19 protein-coding genes and 1 tRNA gene are annotated in these 21,850 nt (G+C 37.2%); 11 read left to right on the forward strand and 9 right to left on the reverse strand.

Annotated features, from left to right (window positions below; all coding sequences use genetic code 11):
- Positions 1–2 precede the first annotated feature (2 nt).
- From ftsA to VKY50_RS02405, 4 genes are all read left to right on the forward strand, one after another.
- Positions 3–1,370, forward strand: coding sequence for a cell division protein FtsA (gene ftsA, locus VKY50_RS02390; protein WP_324298469.1), 1,368 nt, complete (start codon positions 3–5; stop codon positions 1,368–1,370).
- A 66-nt stretch (positions 1,371–1,436) separates the two neighbouring features.
- Positions 1,437–3,374 (forward strand): cell division protein FtsZ, encoded by a 1,938-nt coding sequence (ftsZ, locus tag VKY50_RS02395; protein ID WP_324298471.1) that lies wholly within the window; start codon positions 1,437–1,439, stop codon positions 3,372–3,374.
- A 97-nt stretch (positions 3,375–3,471) separates the two neighbouring features.
- On the forward strand, positions 3,472–3,921 hold the full coding sequence (locus VKY50_RS02400) for a GatB/YqeY domain-containing protein (protein ID WP_324298473.1): 450 nt from the start codon (positions 3,472–3,474) through the stop codon (positions 3,919–3,921).
- 23 nt (positions 3,922–3,944) lie between these two features.
- Positions 3,945–4,018: transfer RNA gene (locus VKY50_RS02405), tRNA-Arg, on the forward strand.
- Positions 4,019–4,298: 280 nt separating this feature from the next.
- Here the strand turns inward: VKY50_RS02405 and VKY50_RS02410 are convergent.
- The 4 genes from VKY50_RS02410 to VKY50_RS02425 form a co-directional block, all read right to left on the reverse strand.
- Positions 4,299–4,745 carry a DinB family protein gene (locus VKY50_RS02410; protein ID WP_324298475.1) on the reverse strand — a complete coding sequence of 149 codons (447 nt, stop codon included), beginning with the start codon at positions 4,743–4,745 and terminating at the stop codon, positions 4,299–4,301.
- A gap of 149 nt (positions 4,746–4,894) precedes the next feature.
- Entirely contained in the window at positions 4,895–6,172 is a 1,278-nt protein-coding gene (locus VKY50_RS02415) for a retropepsin-like aspartic protease (protein WP_324298476.1), read from the reverse strand.
- Positions 6,173–6,223: 51 nt separating this feature from the next.
- Entirely contained in the window at positions 6,224–6,763 is a 540-nt protein-coding gene (locus VKY50_RS02420) for a DUF6609 family protein (RefSeq protein WP_324298478.1), read from the reverse strand.
- A 1,215-nt stretch (positions 6,764–7,978) separates the two neighbouring features.
- On the reverse strand, positions 7,979–8,296 hold the full coding sequence (locus tag VKY50_RS02425; RefSeq protein ID WP_324298480.1) for a winged helix-turn-helix transcriptional regulator: 318 nt from the start codon (positions 8,294–8,296) through the stop codon (positions 7,979–7,981).
- Between the two features lie 156 nt (positions 8,297–8,452).
- Here VKY50_RS02425 and VKY50_RS02430 point away from each other — a divergent pair, with 156 nt between their 5' ends.
- From VKY50_RS02430 to VKY50_RS12700, 3 genes are all read left to right on the forward strand, one after another.
- On the forward strand, positions 8,453–9,001 hold the full coding sequence (locus VKY50_RS02430; RefSeq protein WP_324298482.1) for an NADPH-dependent FMN reductase: 549 nt from the start codon (positions 8,453–8,455) through the stop codon (positions 8,999–9,001).
- 143 nt (positions 9,002–9,144) lie between these two features.
- Positions 9,145–9,231, forward strand: a complete 87-nt coding sequence (locus VKY50_RS12695) for a hypothetical protein (protein WP_414652275.1) — start codon at positions 9,145–9,147, stop codon at positions 9,229–9,231.
- 124 nt (positions 9,232–9,355) lie between these two features.
- Entirely contained in the window at positions 9,356–9,481 is a 126-nt protein-coding gene (locus VKY50_RS12700; protein WP_414652277.1) for a heme-binding protein, read from the forward strand.
- A 4-nt stretch (positions 9,482–9,485) separates the two neighbouring features.
- On the opposite strand, the gene VKY50_RS02440 is transcribed toward VKY50_RS12700, so the two are convergent.
- A complete protein-coding gene (locus tag VKY50_RS02440; RefSeq protein ID WP_324298486.1) occupies positions 9,486–10,301 on the reverse strand; it encodes a DUF1853 family protein in 816 nt (271 codons plus the stop codon).
- A 599-nt stretch (positions 10,302–10,900) separates the two neighbouring features.
- On the opposite strand from VKY50_RS02440, the gene VKY50_RS02445 reads away from it, so the two are divergent.
- Both VKY50_RS02445 and VKY50_RS02450 read left to right on the forward strand, forming a co-directional pair.
- A complete protein-coding gene (locus VKY50_RS02445) occupies positions 10,901–11,059 on the forward strand; it encodes a hypothetical protein (RefSeq protein ID WP_324298488.1) in 159 nt (52 codons plus the stop codon).
- A gap of 435 nt (positions 11,060–11,494) precedes the next feature.
- Complete coding sequence (locus VKY50_RS02450; RefSeq protein ID WP_324298490.1) at positions 11,495–12,493, forward strand: metal-dependent hydrolase; 999 nt, start codon at positions 11,495–11,497, stop codon at positions 12,491–12,493.
- 93 nt (positions 12,494–12,586) lie between these two features.
- Here VKY50_RS02450 and VKY50_RS02455 read toward each other — a convergent pair whose 3' ends face one another.
- Positions 12,587–13,387 carry a GIY-YIG nuclease family protein gene (locus VKY50_RS02455; RefSeq protein WP_324298492.1) on the reverse strand — a complete coding sequence of 267 codons (801 nt, stop codon included), beginning with the start codon at positions 13,385–13,387 and terminating at the stop codon, positions 12,587–12,589.
- A gap of 839 nt (positions 13,388–14,226) precedes the next feature.
- Here VKY50_RS02455 and VKY50_RS02460 point away from each other — a divergent pair.
- The gene (locus VKY50_RS02460; RefSeq protein WP_324298494.1) at positions 14,227–14,391 is read left to right on the forward strand and encodes a hypothetical protein; all 165 of its coding nucleotides are present in this window, start codon (positions 14,227–14,229) and stop codon (positions 14,389–14,391) included.
- Here the strand turns inward: VKY50_RS02460 and VKY50_RS02465 are convergent.
- From VKY50_RS02465 to VKY50_RS02475, 3 genes are all read right to left on the reverse strand, one after another.
- The gene (locus VKY50_RS02465) at positions 14,368–15,213 is read right to left on the reverse strand and encodes a phosphatase PAP2 family protein (RefSeq protein WP_324298496.1); all 846 of its coding nucleotides are present in this window, start codon (positions 15,211–15,213) and stop codon (positions 14,368–14,370) included. The genes VKY50_RS02460 and VKY50_RS02465 overlap by 24 nt on opposite strands.
- A gap of 157 nt (positions 15,214–15,370) precedes the next feature.
- Positions 15,371–17,284 (reverse strand): sialate O-acetylesterase, encoded by a 1,914-nt coding sequence (locus VKY50_RS02470; protein ID WP_324298498.1) that lies wholly within the window; start codon positions 17,282–17,284, stop codon positions 15,371–15,373.
- A gap of 61 nt (positions 17,285–17,345) precedes the next feature.
- The gene (locus VKY50_RS02475; protein WP_324298500.1) at positions 17,346–18,476 is read right to left on the reverse strand and encodes a glycoside hydrolase family 43 protein; all 1,131 of its coding nucleotides are present in this window, start codon (positions 18,474–18,476) and stop codon (positions 17,346–17,348) included.
- A gap of 286 nt (positions 18,477–18,762) precedes the next feature.
- Here VKY50_RS02475 and VKY50_RS02480 point away from each other — a divergent pair, with 286 nt between their 5' ends.
- Positions 18,763–21,846, forward strand: a complete 3,084-nt coding sequence (locus VKY50_RS02480; protein ID WP_324298502.1) for a SusC/RagA family TonB-linked outer membrane protein — start codon at positions 18,763–18,765, stop codon at positions 21,844–21,846.
- Positions 21,847–21,850 lie beyond the last annotated feature (4 nt).

Genomic DNA, 21,850 nt, shown 5'->3' on the forward strand with positions numbered 1-21,850 from the left:
ATATGGAAAATACTAAATACGCGGTAGGATTAGATATTGGAACCACAAAGATTGTGGCGATGATAGGTCGTGAGAACGAATACAGTAAGATTGAAATACTTGGTATTGGAAAATCCAAAAGTTTGGGTGTTCATAGAGGGGTGGTTAATAATATAACGCAAACCATTCAGTCTATTCAACAAGCAGTGCAGGAGGCAGAAGGTGTTTCAGGATTAAAGATTAAGGAATGTGTGGTTGGCATAGCTGGTCAACATATCCGCTCTTTGCAGCACAGCGATTATATCACGCGACCAGATTCTGAGGAGGTGATCAATGAAGGTGATCTTGATAAGCTTTGCAACCAGGTCTATAAACTAGTAATGTTGCCTGGTGAAGAAATCATTCACGTCTTGCCACAGGAGTATAAAATTGATGGACAAGCAGAGATCAAAGAGCCTATGGGGATGTACGGGGGTCGTTTGGAGGCAAATTTCCATGTGGTGGTTGGACAAATCTCCTCTATCCGAAATATTGGCCGCTGTGTGAAAAGTTCAGGGCTAGACTTAGCCGGTATTACCTTAGAGCCGTTATCCGCAGCAAACGCTGTTTTAAGTCAAGAAGAAAAGGAGGCAGGAGTTGCTTTAATAGATATAGGCGGGGGAACAACAGACCTGGCAATTTTTAAAGACGGTATTATTCGTCATACCGCAGTGATACCATTTGGTGGAGGTGTTGTGACGGAAGACATTAAGGAAGGCTGTTCTATTATCGAAAAGCAAGCAGAGCTGCTAAAGATAAAATTTGGGTCTGCCTGGCCAGGGGAGAATAAAGAGAATGAAATTGTTTCGATTCCTGGATTAAGAGGAAGGGAGCCAAAAGAGATCTCACTTAAAAACTTGTCAAAGATTATTCATGCACGTGTAGTGGAGATTATCGAACAAGTGTATGTGGAAATTAAGAACTATGGTCATGAGGATCAGAAGAAAAAATTAATCGCTGGAATTGTATTAACTGGTGGTGGAAGTCAGCTAAAACATTTAAAGCAACTAGTGGAATACATCACGGGGATGGATACTAGAATAGGGTACCCGAATGAACATCTAGCAGGAGATTCAGATACGGAAATTGCGAGTCCTGTATATGCCACAGCTGTAGGATTGGTGATGAATGCACTCCAGCAACAAAAGCGAAATGCAACGATTAAAGCAGGGGCTACTACACTTCAACCACAACAGGAAGAGCAGCATGATCCTAGTGACGACAATCTGAGCAACCAAGAACATATTGATACGAAATCACCCCCCAAGCCTACCGAGCCACCACGAGAACGTAAATCGTTCCTAGAAAAGTGGTCAGAGAAGTTAAAGGATTTTTTAGATAATGCAGAATAAGTCATTGTCAAAAAAATTGTAAAAGAATTAAGTAGAAAATAGCAAAATAGGGTAAAACAACTTATTATGAGTAGCAAAACAACAGACTTAGGGAATATCTCGTTCGATTTGCCGAAGAATCAAAGTAATGTAATTAAGGTCATTGGCGTTGGAGGCGGCGGTAGTAACGCTATTAATTACATGTTTCAACAAGGAATTAATGGTGTGGACTTTGTGGTTTGTAACACAGATTCACAAGCGCTTCAAAATTCTGGTGTACCAAATAAGGTTCAGTTAGGGGTCTCTTTGACAGAAGGACTAGGGGCTGGTGCAAATCCAGAGGTTGGTGAGAAAGCCGCCATTGAAAGCCTGGAAGAGTTACAATCGATGTTAGATTCCAATACTAAAATGGTTTTTATTACTGCTGGTATGGGTGGTGGTACTGGTACAGGGGCGGCACCAGTAATTGCCAAATTGGCCAAGGACATGGACATCCTTACTGTGGGTATAGTAACGATTCCTTTTCAATTTGAAGGAAAAATGCGTAATGAGCAAGCACAACGTGGGGTTGAGAAATTAAGAGCTCATGTGGACTCGCTCATTATGATAAACAATAATAAATTAAGAGAGGTTTATGGTAACCTTGGTTTTAAAGCCGGGTTCTCTAAAGCAGATGAGGTATTGGCTACTGCTGCCAAGGGGATAGCAGAGGTAATTACTCACCACTACACCCAAAACATTGACCTTAGAGATGCCAAAACTGTACTATCTAACAGTGGGACAGCCATCATGGGATCTTCTCAAGCCTCGGGTGCCAACAGAGCATCCGATGCGATTATGAAAGCATTAGACTCCCCATTATTAAATGATAATAAAATCTCAGGAGCACAAAACGTACTGCTACTTATCGTTTCTGGTGCCGATGAAATTACCCTAGATGAAATCGGTGAAATCAACGATCATATTCAAAATGAGGCTGGTCATAATGCCAACATCATTATGGGTGTTGGTGAGGACGATAGCCTTGGAGATGCTATTGCCGTTACTGTAATTGCAACTGGTTTTAATGCTGAACAACAGCATGAGATTGTCAATACAGAAGCTAAAAAAATTATCCATACCCTAGAAGATGAACAAAAAGCGGAACGTAATTTGTTTTCCAAAAATCCAATGGGTACTTTAAATAGTGTACAGGAACCAGAAACACCTCCCGCTCCAGCTCCTGAGCCTAAAGAGGAAGAGCCGGTTGTGCGTCATACCCTTGAACAAGAAAATGATTTGGAGCTAATTTCTACATCTGAGATTATCAAGAATATGAATGTGATCTATGAGGAGGTTAGTATAGAAAATGAGGAAGACTTTATTATCATCGATACCACACCTAAGATTCGTGAAATAGAGGTTTCTGAACCAGAAATTGTCAAGCCTGTTACACAACAGCAAACAACCCTGGCTTTCGATATGCCTCTTGATGATCATTCTCAAGAGGAAGAGAAAAGTAAAACAGTAACCTTTGATATGGAGGATAATGTTTCCCATTACGAGGTTAAGGATGCTGTTGAAGTAGTTCCGGTTACTGAGGTGTCTCAGGATGGCACAAAACGATATAGCCTTGATGATTACATGGAGGTTGAGGACCGACTAAACAATGCGAAACCATCCGTTCAAAAACAGGAGCCTACAATTGAGAAAGAGCTCCAGTTTGAAAAGAAAGTTATCGAGCAACAACCAACTGAGGAACTGGAATCTGAGGAGATTGATCCGATGAATAGTTCTATTGAAGAAAGTCTAAGAAGTAGAGCTGATGAGCGTCGTAGAAAACTAAAAGATTTTAATTATAAATTTAATAAAAACAGTCACTGGGTTGAGGAGATAGAGAAACAGCCTGCTTATAAGCGAATGGGGATTGATATAGACTCTAGAAGGACTGATGACCATTCTTCTAGAATGAGTGTTGGCTCAGATAGCAATGATGAAATTCAACTTAGAAGCAATAATTCATTTTTACACGATAATGTAGATTAAGATTTAAATACAGTTTATAAATTACCCGAATCTTAGTTAAGAATTCGGGTAATTTATTTATCTTCGCACAGCATTTTTTACATTATATACCATCGTTATGAGTTTACAGGAAAAAGTAATGGCAGAGATGAAATCTGCAATGAAGGCAAAAGATTCAGTAGCTCTTGAATCCTTGAGAGCTGTAAAATCAGAACTACTTCTTGCAAGTACTAGTGCTTCATCTAAAGATGGTTTAACAGAAGAGGAAGAGCTTAAGCTTTTGCAAAAACTTGTTAAGCAGCGTAAGGATAGTGCAGCGATATATAAGGAACAAGGACGGGAAGATCTCGCTGCTCCTGAGCTTGCTCAAGCGGAGATTATCTCGAAATTTCTTCCTGAGCAATTGAGCGAAAATGAGATCGAGTCTGTTGTTGAAAATGTTATTTTACAGCTAGGTGCTAGTGGAATGAAAGATATGGGTAAAGTAATGAGTGCCGCCAACAAAGCGCTTACTGGACGTGCTGATGGTAAAACCATATCTAAAATCGTAAAGGCAAAATTGAGCTGATAAAATAGCTTAATAATATACTAGGCCCCTTAGCTCAACTGAATAGAGCACTGGATTTCGGCTCCAGCGGTTCGGGGTTTGAATCCCTGAGGGGTCACTTGACGGGACAAGGTGGAAAAATCCATTTTTGTCCCGTTTTTATTTTAGGGTAATTCATTGTTAATGTGGTAGATAAGTCGTACAACTTTGTTAACCCCAGCGATTCGAAAAGTAATATTATAGACAAGCAAAAAAATGCGTATTTGTCCTGGTTTCATACAAATAACCCAACTCTGAGAGATTACTCTGTTTCAAGTATCCACCCCCACAAAATGTAGGTGAGGGGTGGATGTTTGACACTTTTTGGGATATTCCTAGGTGTTTTTTATGAGGGTATTTTACTGGCGCTTATAAAATATGTAGTCAGTGTTTAAAGGATCAAGCCCTTTTAGCCTAAACTCTGTTGTAATTTGCCCTCTGTGATATGTAGAATGGTTAATAATATGGAAATAGATGTCCTGGATTCTATTGTTAAAGGTGTGTCCTTTCGTGTTTGAATACCCAATAGAGTCGTCCAAGACAAATTTTTCAAGAATTCGCAATGATTGCTCGTAATTTATTCTATCAATGTTCTTTATGTCTTGGTTATCGTGCAGTTCCCAAACACCAAATGAAGCCTGTTCATGATGAATTCTGTTGTTCCAAATTTGATGGGCATTCAAAATATGATTAAATAAATTCACCGCCTTTTGCGATGTCTTGTCAGGGTTCTCTATAAAAATGTCTGATAACATTTGGTTAAAATGGTGATTATATTCAAATAACTCCTTAAAAAATCGTTTCATCGTGTCTACTTTATTGATTTTAACCTACTTATACTATTGACCTCTTTCCAACAATGCTATTATGGATTTCTCTTATGAAACGTTACTGTTTCATAGATGATTCATTGCTATGTTATTTTAATATTCGTGGGTTAAGTAGATATGGAGTTTTAACGAAATAGCAGTGATGTATATTTAAAACTGATGACCATTGTGTCGAACTGTTGAATAAAATCTTGTCCCAGATTACCGTCCATTCTATCTACATTTCCAATTTTATCAGGATATAACTGCACACTGTCCAAGGTTGCTTGGGAATCACCTATGCTTAGCTTAAAGTTGTTGATAACATAACCCTTCATTTGAGAATGTCCTCCAGCACCTCCAGTTTTCAGAGTTACTTTTTTATATTTTGATTTAATCTCTTGATTATATTTCTTAAAAAATGAAGAAAACAAAGCTGTTTGTTGTGCACCTGTATCGAAACTAAAACGTAGCTCATCCCCTTTGTATATTGTCTTTACAATTGGCACATACTCATTTAAAGCAAAATTGTTTAAATTATATTGTGTAGGGCTTTTTGGGACAATTAGTTGTCCATTCATTTTTATTTGGATTTCTTCTAAAGCGCGAATTACAGGAAACCCAATTATCCCCTTAATTTCATAATCAATGGAAGGGAATGAAAGTGCTGCATCATCGAAGACCAGAAAAACTATATTTTTTAAAGTGATAGTACCTAGTTCTAATTTTTCAGCAACTGCCAGGTCACTTTTTACTTCTAACCCCGTAATCGCTTCAACATTGAAATTGGCAGGAATTATTTTCATCCCTAACCCTTGTGCCACAGATCTTTGAATAACTGAAAAATTTGCACCCGTATCAAAGACAAAATTCATAGTAGCATTCCCGAAATTGGTCGTAATTGTTGAAAGTCCTGCTTTGTCTTTTTGTATAGGCAAGCTTACATCCATTTTTTTAATGATCTCCTGAGGGGGTACATCTTTTAAGGCGTCCCATATTTTGTAGGTGTTATTCAAGTCCTCCAATGCTACTGAATCCATGTAGGGTACATATTTTTGTCGAAGGATCTCATTTACCTCCTTTGCTTTAGCATATTCAGAAAGATGAATGTAGTTATTCAGTTTTATTTGAAGTAATTTTATGCCTAGGGAGTCATTTTCAAGTGAATTCTTAAAAAATTCATCGATTAGCTGATTTGATTGTTTTGGCCGATTAAAAGCATTTTCCAAAATTGCCTCAAAATACAAAGCATCCGTTTTTGGGAGAGTATTCTTGCATGAGCTGAATTCCTTCTTCAGCCTAAAGTAATCTAGTTTTTCGATTAATTGGTGTAAGGACTCCGTTTCTTTTGAAATGTCTCCTATTTTATCCGTGGTATTACATCCACTAGCTATTATAAACAGTATCCAAATTATATTTTTCATAGTACTCTTTTGCTTTTATTTTTGAACACTTGAGGGAATCAAATGTCCGTATTATCTTCTTTTAATACCAGTGAATAAAATTCCGCCTATCTCCAGTTTTAGCATTCCATCAATTATTCCAAATACTTCGTAAGGAAATTGTGGTATCAATAAACCAAGAGTAGCATTTACAAGACACCCCGTACCCAAAATAAGCATTATACTTCCAAAGCTATAGGCCATTGGTAAAAAATGGATTCCGACAATTATAAAACCATACAACCACATATTCCTTTCGCTTGTACCTTGAGGCACTATATTTATTAACAATATTGATAATATGAGTTCCAACAAAAGTGCAAAACCTAAGGCAATAATTTGATGTCTTGAGGGTCTTCCATGCGAAAAATATTTAACCGTAAAAAACGATAAAATCGATATTGTTATTCCAATCACAAAAATCATTTGGTTTACAAGATTCCCATCTGCGAACACCAGTGACAATAATAGTGTGATTCCTACCAGTATAAGAAATAGCCCGCCAGAACGCCTTATAGGGTACTTGTTCAATAACGCTTTGTTAGAGGTAACTGTTGGTTTTATTTTTAGCACCAAATTACTTTTTTATCAAGTTATACCGCAACTACCTTGTAAAACCAACCCATTTGGCTTCAGCTATTTTAAGATCTACACGGTTTTGTCTTTCCTATCGAATAATCGGATTCCACTTCCCATGAAAATTGATGAGATGGGAATAAAGAATTCAACAAAGTCTTGTTATAAGAAATTGTTACATCGTGATTATTCGAACATCATTTTTATAGGTAATATAACACAAAAATATAAAAATCAATATCTTTAGCTACTTCCTATTTTGAATTCTAAAAATCGACATGAATTCGACTTCAAGGAGTTTAATTTTTATTATCAAAAATTTGTGTACTGTTTATCGCTTCTCTACATTTTCATTGCCTCTTTTTAATTGAGTTTAAATAGGGCAATTCTGTTTAAAAAAACCGATTTTTATTTCCTCTTTCACTAGAGGTATTTAAGATATGGAATGAAACGGTCGTAGAAACCAGGTTTTCGTTTGTAGCCCTATGACGAGTATTTCTCAAAAGGATGAAAAAAAACTCACCTCTACTTCCGCTAGCCGAAAAGTGGATTGATTTTTTTTCAAAAATCACAACGTAGCGTATAATCAGCTGATATTCAACAGGTAGTGTTTGTGATGTCGATTAAAGATAGCGATTTAGGCCGTTTACTGCACTATTTCGACTTAATTGAGTGTCCACCTTTTCTCTGCGAGTCGCTCTTAGCGAAAGTATAATCATTTTTTAAGCACAAACCTCTTTATTCTTCAGTATCTGGCACTTACTCTTTTAAACCTGCCCTGATATATCTGATTATAACTCTTTTCAGAAATCCATCTACTGGTGTACGTGCTTCAATTTTATTGTTGGCTTCAATTCCATCAACATATTGATCCCATTGTGGAGTCCTTATTGGTAATAAGGAAGGGAGGTCATCTAGAGCAACTTAATTTTCCTTATCTGCAGTAAAAGCAAAGACTCTCAAAGAAATTGCCGATGTTACTACTAAAATTATAAAGTCTGCTCATTTAATGATTGTCTTTCTTTGTGCTCATAATAGAATTAGATTATCATTGCCGCAACAATACTTGAAAAAAAACCCTCTTATTAACAACCATAAACATTTCAAAAACGACAAAAGTCTGGGATCATATCAATAAAATAAAAATCCTTTGCCCATGATTCCGACCTAGCAAAAGGTGATTTAATTCCTCTTAAATAAATATAAATGAACTTAAGCGTACTTTTCTGCCCATGAGCCAATTTCTACAATAACATTTTCAAGTGCTTTGCCTTTTTCAGTAAGTGAGTATTCCACTGTAGGCGGGATGGTAGCATAGGCCTTTCGCCTAACAATTTTTTCTTTTTCTAAAAACTTTAGTTCTTTAGAAAGCATACGGGTATTAACTCCAATAACTTCTCTTTCTAATTCTTTAAAGCGCTTCGTTCCATCTAAAAGTGTGTGAATAATACACATAGACCATTTACCCTTTAATAAAAAAATTCCTTTTAGGGCTGGACATAAATCTTCAAAATTTAATTTCTTTTTCATCGCTAAACCATTGCTTTATCACATTACTTTACAAAAGTAAACTAATTTACAAAGTTGTAACTACTTTCAAAAGTATATTTTTTAAAATATCTTCGTTGCAGATTAAAACCAGAATTACGCAATTAGTAATAACGAACTAAATTTAAATTATCAATCATGAAGATTACAATTATTTTAGCATCTGTACGAAGCGAACGACAAACGGATAAACTGGCAAAATATATATACAGTAAATTAAAAGAACGTACAGATGTATATTTATTGGATTTAAGATATGAGGTATTACCCCCATTTGGTTACCCATATCAAAAGGATAATATTATAGAAGAAGTACAAATGCTTTTAGAGGAGTCAGATGGATTTATATTTGTGAGTCCTGAGTATCATCAAACCTATTCCGCAGTTTTAAAAAATATGACAGAGTACTATTGGCGCGAATTTAATAAAAAGCCAATTGCTGTTGCTGCTACATCTGCTGGTAAATTAGGGGGTGTTCAAGCTTCTATACAAATGCAATCTTTAGTATTAGCATTAGGAAGTTATCCTATTCCACAAAGATTATTGATATCTGAGGTGCACGATGGATTTGACGAAAATTCGAAACCTTTAAATGTCCACATTGAGAATGATGTAAAGACATTTCTAGATGATTTCATTGATTTTTCTACGGCTTTATACAATTATAAAACGAATCTTACTGCATAGAAATCATAACTTGTTCTTCATTAATAATAAGAAAGATGTGATTTATAAATAAAAATAAATTTTAACTAATAACTTTAAAAATGAATATTCCTTAAAATCAAGCCGAAAGTATTATAACAAAAGCCATAGAAGAAAAAATAGATATTTCGGTCGTTGATGCAGGGGCAAATCGAGCGGCATTTGTTAGAATGGACGGTGTATGGATGGGTAGTGCAGATATTGCCTTCTAAAAAAGCGAAGACGGCCTTTTTTTTGACATGTCAACGGGACAAATCGGGAAACTTTCCCAGCCAGGAGAGAGCCTCTTTACAACATAGAACATTCCAATGGCGGACTTATTTCATTTCCAGGTGGGTGTTAATTAAAAACAGTAAAGGTGTAATTATAGGTGCTATCGGAGTCAGTGGTAGTAGCGCAGAAAAGGATCACACAGTTGCAGTGGCAGAATCAAGGCACTATAAATATTTAACTTTTGAGTGACCAGTTACCACCAAACGACAAAGAACTTTTCCAAGGTTCCGTTAGGATATTTTATCCAACACAGTGGTGACATTCTTTGACAGGTGAGCTCGGTTACCTCCTCATAAAAAGAGTGGTAGGTTAACCAATCCACCTGCGGATGGACATCTATTAGCCAATCCCTTTTTGATGGTATGTAGAATTTACAATTAGTAAACTGATCAATTTCTGATATATTAACATAAAACCCATATATGCAGGCTTTATTTAATTGCTCAAATTTGATGGAATCCATTTTATGAGGGACAAACAATTGTGCTTTAAATAACACCAGTTGTTCTATGTTTTCAGCTTTTAAATGGAGCTCTTCTAAAACTGTTTTAGTATGTGGATTAAATAGTAGTGGTAGCTGCTTTTCTTTGAGTTTGATAAGTTTCTTTAACAAGGTGTCTTTTCGATTTGGGCCTATCCAGTGCCCAATTTCTGAATCCCTTTGAGCAACGTCATATAAGTAAAATTTATAAACGACTTCTACATGAATAGGGGTCTTGTTATATTCCAAAATACAGTCTAATTCGCCAATAGTTTGTTTTCCATTCTGAATTTGAACATTTTCCAGTAGAATAGAAATTTCTTTAACTGCGCTGAGTTCTGCACTTACAAATTGTTCTACCAATTTTCCAAGGCGTATATTCTTAGTTGTCCTTCTATTAAAGATGCTTGTCCTTTGCTTGGGTACTTGTAACTGATGTAAGCCGAAAATAGATTTTTTATCCCATAACAAAGGTGTTTGGAGGTATCCCTGGTATTGTTGCTGTAATTGTCTCGATTTGGTATCCATTAGTACGAATGTACATAATTTGCTAGATGTTTGCCAGTTTTAGGATTCCTGGTACTTTAAGCGGACACTTTGGAATAAGTTGGCATTTTAATATTCCATAAATGGCATAATGTTTAAACTAAATCGAATTTTTTACTTGGATAAATATTATAAAGAACCTGAAGCATCACATTTTAATTCTTATAAAAGTGGTAAGGATAAGTGAGGTTGTTTTTTTACTTTTAGTAGGCGCCATACCGCATACAATTGGGCTCGTTTTTATGACAAGGCTACAACCGCTTTGAAAAGGGGTGGGTGTAATTATTACTTTTAGATTTATCAGGCATAATATACACTTTCCAAGGGCCAATCGTTAAGGGAAAAAAACTGGTAATTAATAAAAGTTATTTAAGACTTCTACTCACTTTCGTTTTTGGAAGCCGGTCCGTTTTTAAAGAGGGCTAAGGGTTATTAATGTGTAGTGAAATTAAAAATTGACATCTTGCGAATGACTCATAAAGCACTCCTATAGAAAAGAATGGCCAAATCTCAACAAACATACAATAAGAGAGAAAAAGAAAAAAAACAATTAAAAAAAGCGTGAAGACAAAAGAAGGACGATGGCCGCCCGAAAAACTAAATCTAAGGATTCTGATAAAAAAGGAAATCAATTTGCCTTTGTGGACCACAATGGAAATTTAACAGATACACCACCAGATTCATCACTAAAAGTTGAAGTTGATATTGAAGGCAGTGAGATTAGCGTTCCTAGAATATAAGAAGAACATCTTGAGAAATTTGACCCTTTTCGAAAGGGAACGTTAGCTTTCTTTGATACATCGAAGGGATTTGGTTTTATAATTGATGACTAAGACCAAGAGAAATACTTTTAAAAATGTAAGTGGCATTACTGATGAAAATTGATAAAATGATAAGATTACCTTTGAACTTGAAAAAGGACCTAAAGGCCTAGATGCCGTCGAGCTTGGGCATCAATAATAATTCGAGTGATGGGGACTTCCATAGCGCACCCTGGTTAATTTTTAGCCCTCGAACTCACAAGTCTTATTACCACTTAATTTAAGTTACTCGATTATTTTATTTACTTGATCAAAGTTAGCTTATCTACTGTGGTGAGCACAATTAAAATAAAATCATGGTATTCGATTTCGGATGAATATATGTAGGATACATAGCCTATATTTGTAAAACATATGGATTCACTCACTCAGATTGTATTAGGAGCAGCCGTTGGAGAAGCTGTTCTGGGAAAGAAAATTGGTAATAAAGCGATGCTCTATGGGGCGATAGCAGGGACTATACCCGATTTGGACGTATTTGTAAATTCTTTTACTGATACGGTAAGCGCTTTAGAAATCCATCGAGGGGTCACACACTCTATACTTTTCTCGATATTTTTTGCCCCAATTTTTGGTTGGCTAGTGTCTCGCTTTGAACGCTATAAAAATGTAAAAGACTGGTCATGGCTATTCTTTTGGTGTTTGCTGACACATCCACTTTTGGACGCTTTTACTACCTGGGGTACACAACTATTTTGGCCCTTAAATATAAGAGTTGCATTTAAGACTATATTTGTTATCGATCCGCTTTATACGGTACCTTTTATGGTGTTTTTAATTCTAGCAATGTTCCAAAATCGAACTTCGAAAAAGCGACGCTTTTATAATAATATGGGTCTTGTATTTAGTACTGGCTATCTGGCCATTACATTGCTCTTGAAATGGTATACATATACAAAATTTGAGGAAGCCTTAAAGGAGCAAGACATTGCCTATACGCAAATTGATACTAGACCATCGCCTATGAATACCATTTTATGGAGTGCGAATGTGGCTACCGAAGATGCATTTTTAATCGGGAGTTACTCCTTATTTGATTCCCAGCCTATTGTTTTTAATTCCTATCCAAAGAACCATGAATTGATAGCTGATTTCGCAGATCACGATAAAATGCGACGGATGATTTCCATATCGAAGCAGTGGTATTTAATTACAAAGAAAAACGACGCATTATATTTTAATGATTTACGTTTTGGTTTATTGAGTATGGAGCCTGATGCGCAAGATTTTGTGTTTCAGTATAAGGTGGAAACTAATACTAATGGTGAGCTTTATTTTACAGAAACTCAAAAGGATAGAGGTGATGCTGAAAAGCTATTAAAGCAACTATGGGAGCGAATAAAAGGAAATTGAGTTATTGTGACTAACAGTCATTTAAAAAAGTGAATTGATCGCTACTGTTAGAAATATATTATGAGTGGTTTAAAATAAATTACCTCCACTTCTTTATACTTCTGAACTATGGATTTTTTCTCGAACTAAATACCGTTTAAGGATTCTACGGATATCTCTATTATCCTCCTTGTAGGATATGAATTCTATAAGTTTCTTTTTAGGGGTGTCGATTGGACAAAATCCAAATCCCTTGTACACACCGTTTTCTATATATACAATACCTATTTCACTTTCTCTTCTTCCTGGCAGTTTGCAGAGTTTGGTATCCATCTTTGGGTAATAATCAAAGATAAAGTTGTCAACTCTTTGATTGTATAATTCTGCGGGTTCTTCATTTATACATGCACCATGGCATGTATGTATTTGATATTGAAAACAAGAAGTAGAGGATTTATAAAGGCCGTTGATTTTTTGACACAGCTTATAGTTCTCCGTGATCTTATATAACGCATCTTTACCTTCTGCAAGAGAAGTGAAGGTGGTGAGCTCCTCTTTATCTTGATTGATTTTTTGGATATTTAGACCTTTATATCCATTTATCCAGTTGATATACAGACCATACTGGTATAGCGTACGACGTTGTGCTCTGTTATAAATAGGTTTGTGTTTTTTAATTAGATCGGATTCGTAGAGAAGCGCAATGAGTTCACTCCCTGTGATCTCACAGTGGATCCTTTTAGTGAAATGTTGAATTTTAATGGACTTCCTATCCTTGCCACTGAAATGCTGTTTTACCCTTTTTCGAATATCAATGCTTTTTCCAATGTAAATAAGGCGATCCTCCTTATCGTAAAAATAGTATACTCCAGGGAGGCTCGGAAGGTCTGATATTTGTGAATTTATACTAATCAAAAATATTTTGGGAATGTAGATTATCTCAATTGCAAAGTTAACTTTTTCCTTTTTAACGACCATTGTTGTTATCCACTACGATCATCCCAATTGGTGATTATTGAGAACGGTAATTGGAATATCTTTCGACTATAAGCTAATCTTGTAGTGTCAGCACAAAGTTTTAATCAACCTAGGACAAGTTAAAGCAAATGGGGGGTACTCGATGTGGAAAGCTACTATAGGAACGCTAAGGCTTACAATTATATCACACAAAGCTATCTAAGATGCCCAATATTTTTTTAAATTGTTGTCGCTAGATTTAATTTGGTTTATAAAAGAATTAAGGGCCATCACTCTAATCGAAACCTTGATAGCACACGTGCTTGTTAAAGAACATCTTAAAAGGAAAGTTCGAAAATGGTCAACATTCCATCAACTACGGTTGTTAGTTTTCGTACAAGACCAGTGCTCTTTCTTTAGTTTATTTTATAATATGGAGAAATCGATACCTTAGAAGCAGAAGTCTGACAGGTTTTCCTTTGGTGAATTTAGATTGAAATACTTAGTAGTACCTAATACCTTTCTTATTGGGTAATATTATGTTTTCCGTTAACGGAAAATAACAATTAATAACGATCATTATCAACCAAAAACTACCGAAAAATAACATAGTTGTTACCTCATCCGAAGATCGATATAGGCAACGTTAATTTTTTGAAAAATAAATTATTTCTTTACCATAACCATATGCTCGGGTTTCCTTTACCAAGGCTTAGGACAGCATATTACCTTTAAAGGATGTAAAAATATAGAACCCAGTCCTACGCAAGTACTAACAAAGACTGGTTCGATTATCGATGTCGGAATTACACGATGTTCTTATTAGGAGTGATCCTGACCATAGCGAGTATGGAGAAGCCATGATTATTCAATGGAATGCCACCGAGGATAGATGGGAGGTTCTTCGCAAAACTATTGATTCTGAAGGTTATGAGTTTTTAAAAGTTTACACTCACCCCTAATTGTCCCGGAGCGAACTGAAGATTCCAGGTATATTTCTTTTGATTTTGATTGTACTTTTGATCATATCGACTGTCTAAATACTTATCAATCGCCTCCACAGTCGCGATACTTATGGCGACACCTACAACCACATCTGTGAGCCAGTGAGCTCCCTCCCATAGTCTTGAAACCCCAGGGACTAGTCCGACAGCATATAGGCCACCTTTAACCCAAGGACTTTTGAATTGTTTCGCTATAGCATAGGCATTGGTAAAGGCTAGAATAGCATGTCCAGAAGGGAATGAGTGGTAGTCCTTATCGGATGAAAAAGGATAAAAACTGTTATAATTATCACCGCTTCGAGGTCGTGCTCTACCCAAGGCATATTTACTGGCTTGTTGTAGTAGTCCAGCAGCAGAGGCAGAGGCGATTAAAAGCACTCCAGTTCTTCTTAGTTTTTCATTTTTAAGAGCCAATCCTGTGGCATATACCCCAGCGGTGAGCATGTAGTTATTCTGTGGACTTCCGTAGTACCAACCGTAATCACGAACTACTTGAGGGATGTCATCTGCTTGATCCATGAAAAATTCGGTGGTTTGATCGTCAAATAGGTATAAAATTGAAGTGCCCGCCGCTACACCCCCAAATTGCATCCACTGTTTCTTTTTCCAGTGAAACGGTCGACTGTATGAATGGATAATCCCCCCAAAAATACTTCCAGTATCATATTTGAGCATTTGCCAGCGGGTGGCATCCTTAGTAGGTGCATTACTGTACTGTGCTCGAAGCCCAAGTGAGGTTCCAAAGAGCAATATAACCAAGGGTAATAGGAGATTTTTCATAACCGTTGCGTTGAGACTGCAAATTTAGCAATATTCCTAGAACCCCTTATATTAATTTTCACCAGTCTAAACTGGTTTATAATTGTTTAAAAAAATAATATAAGGGGCTTATGCAATCGATTGTGTAAAGTAACTCTTTTCTAATAAAAATAGTTGTTTAATCTGTTTTAAATGGACTCGCTGGAAGCCCTTGCTCATTGTACAAATTTGCATGCTCTGGATTGTCTGCCCATGCATATCGAACATATTTTGGATGGGTAATCTCAGGGCTCCAGACCTCAATCTTATCTCCTTTAATTTCGGCTTTGGCCCACACAAATTTCTTATCCTCTCCAGCAATGGCAAATTCTTTAAGACGCCCTTTGGAAGTAAGTCCCGAACCTATATGGTCAAAGCTTAATATGATTTTCTGCCCATCGATTCTTTGGGATTTAAACTGCGGACCACTATAGATAATATTCTTTTCTCCATAGGCTAGGTGTTTTGCAGCAAGGGCAAGGCGATGTCCGACATCTTTTTTATTTAAGGGGTGGATATCATTCCATTCTCCAATATCGATAGCTACTGCCATTGCTGTGTTATCTACCTCCAGGCTTTGAAGTTGAGCATCTCTTAATGCGGCCCAGTTACTTTGAGAAGGCTGGTTTTTGGCTTTCATAAAGTTTGCCAACTGAACATATAGGAAAGGAAACTCGCCTTGATTCCAATCTTCTCTCCAAGTTTTAATTAGGGTAGTGAATAATTCCTGATACTTTTCCGGCTCATCAGTGTCTGACTCTCCCTGATACCATAAAGTTCCTTTAATTCGGTACTTAAGTAAGGGTGCAATCATTGCATTGTACAATCCTCCTGGTTCCCAACGGACGAAGGTTTGTCCTGCTAGAGGCGTAGCTTTGGCCCCTTGTCGAATGCGCCAAGTACCCTTAAGATCTACTTCTTGGTTTCCAACCACAATTTTGTAATCTTTCTCAGGTGTAAATCCACCATGACCTCTTTCGTTAATCACCTTTATTGCAATGGTATTGATTCCTTCTTTTAAGAGGTTCTTAGCAATGGTGTATCGTCTAGGAGGATATTGATAGGTGGTATGTCCGACATAGTTTCCGTTGATAAATACCGAGTCCGCGTCAACTATGGTCCCTAAAAGTAATTTAGCTTCTTTGCCTGAGGATGCTTTAGAAATTTCAAATTCTTTTCTTAACCATACAACTCCTTGTTGTAATTCTGGGTAAGTGGTAGTCCAAAATCCTGGCATTTGAATTTTGTCCCAGTTCTCAATGTGGAGGTTTTTCGCTTCCCAGTGGTCTATAGTACCTCTATCTCGTGTATTTACAGATTGATACCAGTTTTGAATTCGTTTTTGGTCGGCTAGTTTTATGGAATCGACGTAATGGTCTTGTTGAAAAATTTTGTATTGTTTGTGTGCCTCTGGAAACTTTTTAAGCGCTTTTTCGCTCAGCCACGCGTTCACTGGAGAACCTCCTAAGGCTGCGTTTATCAGGCCAATAGGAATGTTGTAGGAGTTGTGAATTTCGTGGGCAAAGAAATATGCTACTGCAGAAAATTTTAAGACGGTTTCAGGGGTGGTTTTCGTCCATTGTCCGCCTTCAATACGTTTTTGAGGCGCCTTAAAATTATATGTTTTGGGTACTTCAAAGTATCGGATGTTATTGAAATTTGCATTTTTGATCTCCTTTGGATATATGGGGCTTGTTCTGTCAAGGGATATCTCCATATTGGATTGTCCCGAACACAGCCAAACATCTCCAATTAGAATATCCTCGATGGTTACACTACTATCTGAACTGCTAATAGTCATTTGAAATGGGCCACCAGCTTCGATTGGAGGCAGTGTAGTAGCCCAATTACCTGTATTATCGGCTATGGCTTGGTAATTACTATTGTTGAACTTTATCTCGATGGTGTCTTGTGACTTTGACCAACCCCATATTTTCAAGGGAATCTCACGCTGTAATACCATACCATCACTAATGAGTTTTGGTAATTCCAATTGACAATAAGCATTGATACTGCATATAAACAGCAGACACGTAATCTGTAATGACTTCATCAAAAATATAGTTTAGCTGGGCCTTAGCCCAGCTGTTAGTTTAATTGGTTAAAGGGGGAGACTATGGCTGTTCAACCATAGCATCGATGGTTTTAATTGTACCATCTGCGTTATACTCTAATGGAGCAACTTTCATACTTCTTAGGTACGTTTTTCCACCTGAGAGTGAACTATCGTGGAAGAATAAATACCACTGTCCATCGAATTCAACAATGGAATGGTGATTAGTCCACCCCAATACAGGCTTTAAGATCACTCCTTGATAGGTGAAAGGCCCATAAGGAGAATCGCCAATACCATAGGCGATGTTATGCGTATCACCAGTGGAGTATGAGAAGTAGTATTTTCCGTTGTATTTGTGAACCCAAGCAGCCTCAAAGAAACGACGATCGTTATCTCCCGTTAATAATGGATTCCCGTGCTCATCAAGTATCAGAACATCTTTAGGCTTTTCAGCTAAAGTGACCATATCCTCATTTAACTTGGCAATTTTAGCAGTAAGTGCTGGCTGGTCATCTGCTGGATAAGTGTCGGTTCCAACATAAGTTCCGTTATCCCAGCGTTGCAGTTGACCACCCCAGATCCCTCCGAAGTACATATAATAATCATCGCCATCTTTAAAAACGGCTGGGTCGATACTATAGGTGTCCGCAATCGGTTGATCTAATACTGTAAATGGCCCATGTGGCGTTGGGCTCGTTGCGACTCCCATTCTAAAAACTTCTGAAGAGTCCTTGGCTGGAAAGTAAAGATAATAAGTGCCATCTTTCTCAGCGGCATCAGGTGCCCACAATTGTTTTTTAGCCCATTTCACATCTTCTAAATCCAATACTTTTCCGTGGTCCTTTACAGGCGCACCAACGCTATCCATTGAATACACGTGGTAATCCTGCATGTTGAAATGATTTCCAAGATCATCTTCAGGAACACCAGAATCCCAGTCGTGAGAAGGGTAAATGTATATTTTGTTTTCAAATACATGGGCCGATGGATCTGCTGTATAATGATCCGTTATAAGAGGTGGGTATTTATCTTTTTGTTCACGCTCTGCCGTGATGGCTTCTGAGGCTTCGGTAGTGCTTTTAGACTCCTTTTTAGTGTTGGTATTGCAACTGAAGCAGATGGCGGTAAGTGCCAGGGCTGCAAAGAAATGCCTCGGGTGTTGCTTAGTCAGAAATACTGATTTGTCCATGAGTTGGTTTTAATTTTTGGTTGTACTTTTATTGAATTATCTGCACGAATATATAAAAAAATAATCTCAATCGTTTTCTAAAGTAAATTTTATTTTTAATAAACTGATTATAAGTTATTTAACACCCACAAATTTTTTTGTAAATTTCTTTTTTTACTCCATATTTATAAAAATATTGCGCAACCGATTGCGCAAATCGAATATTTACGTATATTTAGCCAATCAATTTTAGAATAAATTAACCAATTACACATTAAACTAACTTATTCATTAAACATTCTACAAAATGACTCACCAATTTTTATTTAAAATTCATTATGAAAGAAGAATGCTATTCTGTTTTCTTCTGTTCTTGTTCTTTGTATTTGGTAATGAGCTTTACGCACAAAACCAAAATGTTTCTGGTGTGGTTTCTGATCAAGTGGGGCCGATGCCAGGTGTAACTGTAATCGTCTCTGGAACTAATTCTGGAACCACAACGGATTTTGATGGAAAGTACTCGCTTTCTAATGTGCCTGCCGATGCAGTTTTAGAATTTAGTTACATTGGTTTTGCCGTTCAACGAGTAAATGTTAACGGTAGAAATCAGATCAATGTGACCCTTGAACAAGACACCCAGCAATTAGACGAGGTTGTAGTAGTGGGATATGGTACCCAAAGGCGCGAAGCCGTTACCGGTTCTGTAGCTTCTATTAAATCAGAAGCCATTACAGAGGTACCTTCTCCAAATATATCCCAAGCCCTACAAGGTAGAATTGCCGGGGTTGAAATGACACAAACCTCTTCCAAGCCAGGGGCCTCGATGCAAATTCGAATTCGTGGTACACGTTCTTTGAATGCAAGTAACGATCCATTAATTGTACTTAATGGTATTCCATTTGCAGGTTCTATTGGAGATATCAATCCAAATGATATTGAAAGTATCGATATCTTGAAGGATGCTTCTTCATCTGCTATTTATGGTTCTCGTGGTGCCAATGGGGTCATCCTTATAACTACTAAAACAGGTGCTGTAGGGCAAAAGGCTACCTTTACTTATAATGGGTACTCGGGTATCTCCACCTTGTTTTCAGAATTTCCGATGATGAACGGAGAAGAGTTTGTGAAACTTAGAGCCGCTGCAGGACAGTATCAGAACACACTTGATGAGTCTGATGATATTTATACAGACTGGCAAGATCTGATATTCCAAACAGGGACATTAACCAGTCATGATGTGGGTGTTACTGGAGGAACTGAAAGTGGAAGTTATAATTTTGGATTGGGATATTACAAAAATGAAGGTGTTGTTCCCTTACAGGAATATGAGCGTATTTCCATGCGAGCTAATTTTGATCAAAATATAGGATCCTTATTACGAGTTGGACTTACTACAAATAATAACTATGCCATTACTGATGGTAGTAGTGTGCCTGCAGTGGGAATGGCCCTTGCACGCTCTCCTATTGCCAATCCATATAACGAGGATGGTAGCTTGAAAGAGACTATTTTAGAGCAGACATCGGGTGCACAATGGGTGCCAACTAATGATCGTTTCTATTCCTTAGGGGATAAGTACATTAACCAAAATAGATCATTTAGCTCTTATAACAGTTTATTTGGGGAGTTGAAGATTCCATTTATCGATGGATTAAAATATAGAATTAACGTAGGGCTTAATTACAGGCAAAGTAATGATGGAAATTATACAGGGGAAGGTGTTTTTAACGGAAATCCAAACAACCCTTCTTCAGCCTCTGTAGCTAATTCTCACACTACCAGCTGGACCGTTGAGAATCTATTGACTTACGATAAAACTTTCGCGGAAAAACATCATATTAATGTAACAGCATTGTATTCTTCTCAAGAGGAGCGTTACAACCGTTCTTATATGTCTGCTCAGGATATTCCTGCTGACCATTTTCAGTTTTATAACTTAGGTAGAGCGGAAGGAGAAATTAAAGTAGACCCAAGTCAACAATGGTATTCCGTATGGGGGCTTATGTCATATATGGGAAGGGTAATGTATTCTTTTGACGATCGTTATATGTTGAGTGCGGCATTTCGTTCTGATGGTTCCTCCCGATTGGCGGATGGTCAAAAGTGGCATTCCTATCCAGCGGTGTCTGCAGGATGGAATATTGGAAGTGAACCTTTCTTAGAGAATAGCGATGTTGTCAATCAATTAAAGCTAAGAGTAGGATATGGACAAACGGCTAATCAGGCGATTGATCCGTATAAAACATTGGGACTTCTTAATACAAGGCCTTATAACTTCGGAGAGGAATTCTCCACAGGATATTATGTGTCAGAATTACCAAATGAAAATTTAGGTTGGGAGTATTCTGAGACGTATAACGTTGGGGTGGACTTCTCTCTTTTTAACCACAGACTCTCTGGTACAGTAGAATATTATGTTCAAGATACAAAAGATGTGCTGTTAGGTGTAAATCTACCTTCCACCTCTGGTGTGAATAGTTATACTGCTAACATAGGACAAACGCAAAATAAAGGGGTCGAAGTTTCTCTAAATGGTTTAATAATAGACAATCCGGATGGATTTAGCTGGGAGGCTGGAATTAATGTGTATGCTAATAGAAACAAGCTTGTTAAGCTAGCCTCTGGGCAAGAGCTTGATGAGTCAAATTGGTGGTTTGTGGGCCACCCAATTGATGTGATCTATGACTATGAAAAAGTAGGACTTTGGCAAGAAGATGATCCGTATTTAGATATTTTAGAACCAGGAGGTAACCCAGGGATGATCAAGGTGAAATACACTGGTGGATACAATGCGGATGGAACCCCAGAGCGTGCTATTGGACCAGAGGATAGACAGATCATGAGCCTTGAACCAGATTTCCAAGGTGGATTTAATACGCGATTCTCTTATAAGAATTTTGATCTAACAGCAGTAGGAGCATTTAAAAGTGGAGGTGTGCTTATTAGTTCCCTCTATAGCTCTTCTGGGTATTTAAATACCCTAAACGGCCGTGCTGGAAATAACGTACGTGTTGATTACTGGACTCCAGAAAACACAGGAGCTAAATATCCAAAACCAGGTGGTGTTCAAAGTAGTGATAACCCAAAATACGGAAGTACCTTAGGATATTTTGATGCTTCATATCTTAAAATAAGAACCTTGTCTTTGGGATATAATTTTGATCAAGAGTTCTTTTCTGATCTTGGACTTGAGAAGTTCAGACTTTACCTAACTGTTCAGAATCCACTTGTGATGTTTTCACCATACCACAGAGAATCTGGAATGGACCCAGAGACGAATTCTTATGGGGATGAGAATGTTGCCGTAGGTGGACAAAGAAGGTTACTGATTATTGGAACCAATACTCCTGCAACTAGAAATTTCTTGGTAGGATTAAATCTAACATTTTAAAAAA

It is taken from the genome of Galbibacter sp. (assembly GCF_035306585.1).
Classification (GTDB): Bacteria; Bacteroidota; Bacteroidia; order Flavobacteriales; family Flavobacteriaceae; genus Galbibacter.

Coding starts and splice junctions, on each gene's coding strand:
- VKY50_RS02480 (WP_324298502.1), top strand. CDS start 18,763: ATGACTCACCAATTTTTATTTAAAATTCATTATGAAAGAAGAATGCTA.
- VKY50_RS02425 (WP_324298480.1), bottom strand. CDS start 8,296: ATGAAAAAGAAATTAAATTTTGAAGATTTATGTCCAGCCCTAAAAGGA.
- VKY50_RS02460 (WP_324298494.1), top strand. CDS start 14,227: ATGTCGGAATTACACGATGTTCTTATTAGGAGTGATCCTGACCATAGC.
- VKY50_RS02430 (WP_324298482.1), top strand. CDS start 8,453: ATGAAGATTACAATTATTTTAGCATCTGTACGAAGCGAACGACAAACG.
- VKY50_RS02400 (WP_324298473.1), top strand. CDS start 3,472: ATGAGTTTACAGGAAAAAGTAATGGCAGAGATGAAATCTGCAATGAAG.
- VKY50_RS02440 (WP_324298486.1), bottom strand. CDS start 10,301: ATGGATACCAAATCGAGACAATTACAGCAACAATACCAGGGATACCTC.
- VKY50_RS02410 (WP_324298475.1), bottom strand. CDS start 4,745: ATGAAACGATTTTTTAAGGAGTTATTTGAATATAATCACCATTTTAAC.
- VKY50_RS02470 (WP_324298498.1), bottom strand. CDS start 17,284: ATGAAGTCATTACAGATTACGTGTCTGCTGTTTATATGCAGTATCAAT.
- VKY50_RS02415 (WP_324298476.1), bottom strand. CDS start 6,172: ATGAAAAATATAATTTGGATACTGTTTATAATAGCTAGTGGATGTAAT.
- VKY50_RS02445 (WP_324298488.1), top strand. CDS start 10,901: ATGGCCGCCCGAAAAACTAAATCTAAGGATTCTGATAAAAAAGGAAAT.
- ftsA (WP_324298469.1), top strand. CDS start 3: ATGGAAAATACTAAATACGCGGTAGGATTAGATATTGGAACCACAAAG.
- ftsZ (WP_324298471.1), top strand. CDS start 1,437: ATGAGTAGCAAAACAACAGACTTAGGGAATATCTCGTTCGATTTGCCG.
- VKY50_RS02475 (WP_324298500.1), bottom strand. CDS start 18,476: ATGGACAAATCAGTATTTCTGACTAAGCAACACCCGAGGCATTTCTTT.
- VKY50_RS02450 (WP_324298490.1), top strand. CDS start 11,495: ATGGATTCACTCACTCAGATTGTATTAGGAGCAGCCGTTGGAGAAGCT.
- VKY50_RS02465 (WP_324298496.1), bottom strand. CDS start 15,213: ATGAAAAATCTCCTATTACCCTTGGTTATATTGCTCTTTGGAACCTCA.